The organism is Nostoc sp. CHAB 5715, assembly GCF_020829685.1.
Lineage (GTDB): Bacteria > Cyanobacteriota > Cyanobacteriia > Cyanobacteriales > Nostocaceae > Nostoc.
Map to the genome: position 1 here is coordinate 1 of NZ_JAIVFR010000824.1, position 3458 is coordinate 3458.

Annotated in this window: 3 protein-coding genes and 1 pseudogene; all 4 read left to right on the top strand. The window is 41.5% G+C overall.

The annotated features are described in order from the left end of the window. Positions 1–136 precede the first annotated feature (136 nt). Positions 137–712 (top strand): annotated as a pseudogene (locus LC574_RS31950) (SDR family NAD(P)-dependent oxidoreductase); the annotation flags it as partial. Positions 713–889: 177 nt separating this feature from the next. Continuing rightward, positions 890–1315, top strand: a complete 426-nt coding sequence (locus tag LC574_RS31955; protein ID WP_229457607.1) for a DUF1636 family protein — start codon at positions 890–892, stop codon at positions 1313–1315. Between the two features lie 129 nt (positions 1316–1444). Continuing rightward, positions 1445–1687: a helix-turn-helix domain-containing protein gene (locus LC574_RS31960; RefSeq protein ID WP_229457610.1), complete on the top strand. Its 243-nt coding sequence runs from the start codon at positions 1445–1447 to the stop codon at positions 1685–1687. Between the two features lie 550 nt (positions 1688–2237). Next, positions 2238–3458 (top strand): AMIN domain-containing protein (locus tag LC574_RS31965; RefSeq protein ID WP_229457611.1); only part of this gene is annotated, 1221 nt, incomplete at its 3' end.

Consider the following 3458-nt stretch of genomic DNA (forward strand, 5'->3'; position numbering starts at 1 on the left):
GGAACAGAATAATAAATAAAACCTAAAGATAGGCTAGATTTATTGCTGTGACTGGGTTTTAAGTTTTTGAGCCTTTCTATAAAACTGCGATTTTAATGCTCTACCATAAAACCAACGCAAGAACCGTGATTCTGAAGTTCGCCGTCAGTTTGATACGAATTTTTTTGGTGTTTTAGCAACGCTGCGAGCTGTAGTACCTCACATGCGAAAACAGCGTAAGGGACACATCCTAAATATTTCATCAATGGCTTCCTTTATGGCTGAACCAGGTGGAGGATTTTATATTGCTAGCAAACTAGCCCTAGAAGGAGTTTCTGGAACTTTACATTATGAACTCCAACCTTTCGGTATAAAAGTCATCATAATTGAACCAGGTAATTTCCTTACTAATTTTCCTGTTAATTCTATTTTTGTAAATGATACTCAAATAGAGGAAGAGGAGTATGAAGCATTTATTAATGAGCGACGTAATGATGTCATTGAAAGTGGTATGGAACGTAGTCATTTAGAGGAGCCGGGAGACCCAAAGAAAGCTGCTTTAGCAATGATTAAAATAGTTGATAGCGAACACCCAATAGTTCGATTAGCACTGGGAACCGATGCAATCGAGAGTATAAATTACGGGCTAGAGTATATCAAAAGAGATTTGGATGCTTGGAAAGAACTTTCTATCAGTACCGATTATGATGAAGTTGTGGCGAATAAGACCTAAATACAAAATTGTATAAGTTCATAGCAAAATTGGCATCTACTACATCAGCCCTCTCGCTTCATCCTCTTCTTTTGGCAAAGGTATTGATTATACTCAGGATTTGTATAAAATTTATAATTATGATTGGATCAAAAAACTGAAATGCTTAAGAAATTCTTCGTGTTTATCGAGTCATTAATGACCCTTAAAAGAACCACCTCAACACACCCTAACTCCACAGCCAAACCAACCCTCTTCGTCTGTAAATCCTGCGATCGCTCCTCTGAAGAAAGGCCAAAAAATCAACCCACCGACGGCAAAATTTTACTTGACAAAATCAACAGTTTATACGACGAAAAGTTGGCATCTGACGACTTAGAAATAAAACCCGTTGAATGCTTATGGGCTTGCAGCCAAGGCTGTGTTGTCTCCATATCAAGCCCAGACAAACCCACCTACCTTTTTGTTAATCTTCCCCCAGAAGAAAGTCCAACAGCCTTACTAGAATTTATGCAACTGTATATCAAAAGTCGTAAAGGCAGTATCGCCTGGAAAAAGTTTCCCAAACTATTACAATCCGCTATTTTTGCCCAAATTCCCCCTGTAGTTGCTGATAATAAGTAAGTCGGGGTGGAAAAAGCAAACTATGTAAAGATAAATAAATACGGATAATGTATCTACCGAGATGACTGAAAATATGGGCGCTTGTCTAAGGTATTCCTGACTAATGAGCAAAACAAAACCCTGTTAAATATGAGAACTGCGGATGTACCACAAAAAGTTAAAGACCGAGCAGAGGTAATCAGGTTAAGTGCACATGGCTGGTACGTAGAAAAAATAGCTGCTCACTTTAACTGGACTTCTCAAACAGTCAGAGAAGTTTTGCATAAATGGCGAAAACTAGGTTTAGAAGGGCTTTGGGAGTTACCAGGCAGAGGGGGAAAACAAAGTATACCGAAGAACAATACCTTCGCCAATTTACGAGTATTGACATAGAAAAAACCTAGATAAGACACGCCTGTTTTTGCCGGATGGCAAAAAACTGAGCCAATAAAATCCTGTATGATTTTTGTGGAAGGAATTTATAGTCTGACTTTTCCCGTTAAGTCTCTTTTGCAAGCTGCCAACCCTCACAAAGGTCGTGCAATTTTGACAAACCCTCTTGAGTACGGTTCCTCCGTTGAAGATTTCCGACAGTGCTTTGCCAAATCCTTGACTTATAGCGTAGCCAAAAGACAAAAGCACGCTCATTCAAACGAATGTCGCCTAAATCACAGTTCGCAAAATTTTTCTCCCACCAGTCCAACATTGCTTGTCCCCTCCAGCACCCGATTTCAATTACTATACCGTATATGCTGTGCTTTCTCCTCAATACGAGTGTGAGCAAGCTTTTCGAGACTTAACGGGAAAAGTCAGTTGATATTGTGCCCTAAGTTACTTCATATTATATGATTAAGCTAATTTAAAGTTGATTGATAATAATTGTCAATAGTTACTGTTTGTCTTCGGTTTCAGGCAAGTGATATTACTAGGTGTGGGGAAATAAATGAAAATAGACAAATTATTTCAAAGCCTTCTGCTGACAAGTGCGGTTGTTCTTTTGGTCGAGACTTCTGCCAAAGGCGAGGAAATTCGAGAGGATAGAGTAGTTCGATCTTCCACCCAGGGAGTAGGAAAATCTTTAAAAGATAGGCTTGCAGTTACAGATACTCATAAATGTCCGGTATTAGTTCCCAGTTCCCGCAAACCTCGACAATTCGAGTCCCAACTAGCAAATTCTCTAAGTCAGTTAAAGTCGGATAAACCCAGTAAAAACATTCCCCAACTCAGCGACATCGAGTTTCCCGCAACCAGCGCTCAAATGTTGGTACAACAACCAGCACCAACCAACCCACCTGCGACTCCAGGGGAGGTTGTCGCAATTACGGGGGTAAAAGCCAATCCCACCGAGAACGGTGTCGAGGTAATTTTAGAGACAACCCAGAGTGATAAACTGCAAGCCGCCAACCGCAGTACGGGGAATAATTTTATTATGGATGTCACTGGTGGGCAGTTGCGTTTACCCAATGGCGATGCTTTCACGTTTAAGTCGGAAAAACCCCTGGCGGGAATTACGGAAATCACAGCTACGAATATTGATGCGAATACCGTGCGGGTAACGGTAGTTGGCGAGAAAGCTTTACCTACCGTTGAGTTATTTGATGATAACGTCGGGTTGATTTTTACAGTTGCATCTACAGCCACAACAGCACAGGAACCAGAACAACCAACCCAAGAAAAGCCAGCAACGGAGACACCCGAAGAACAACCCGCAGCACAACAGGATGATGCGATTGAATTGGTAGTCACGGCAGAACAGGATGGTTATCGCGTACCAGATACCTCAGTTGGAACGAAAACAGATACCCCATTGCGTGATATTCCCCAATCAATTCAGGTGGTGCCGCGACAGGTGCTGCAAGACCGTCAAGCAAGAAGCATTACAGACGGATTGGAAAACGTCACCGGCGTAACCTCAGTTTCTACCACAGCTGGAAGTAGAGACTATTTTACTATTCGAGGCTTCGAGGTATATTCTAACTCTCTGGTAAACGGACTTCCCGATCCACAAATTTCTTCAGATGGTAGCTTTGTCAATATAGAACGGTTAGAAGTGTTAAAGGGACCTGCCTCCGTTTTGTATGGAGAAACTGGATTCAGTGGTATTGGTGGTACTGTCAACTTCGTTACTAAACAGCCATTGAGCGATCCGTTTTACGAAATCAGC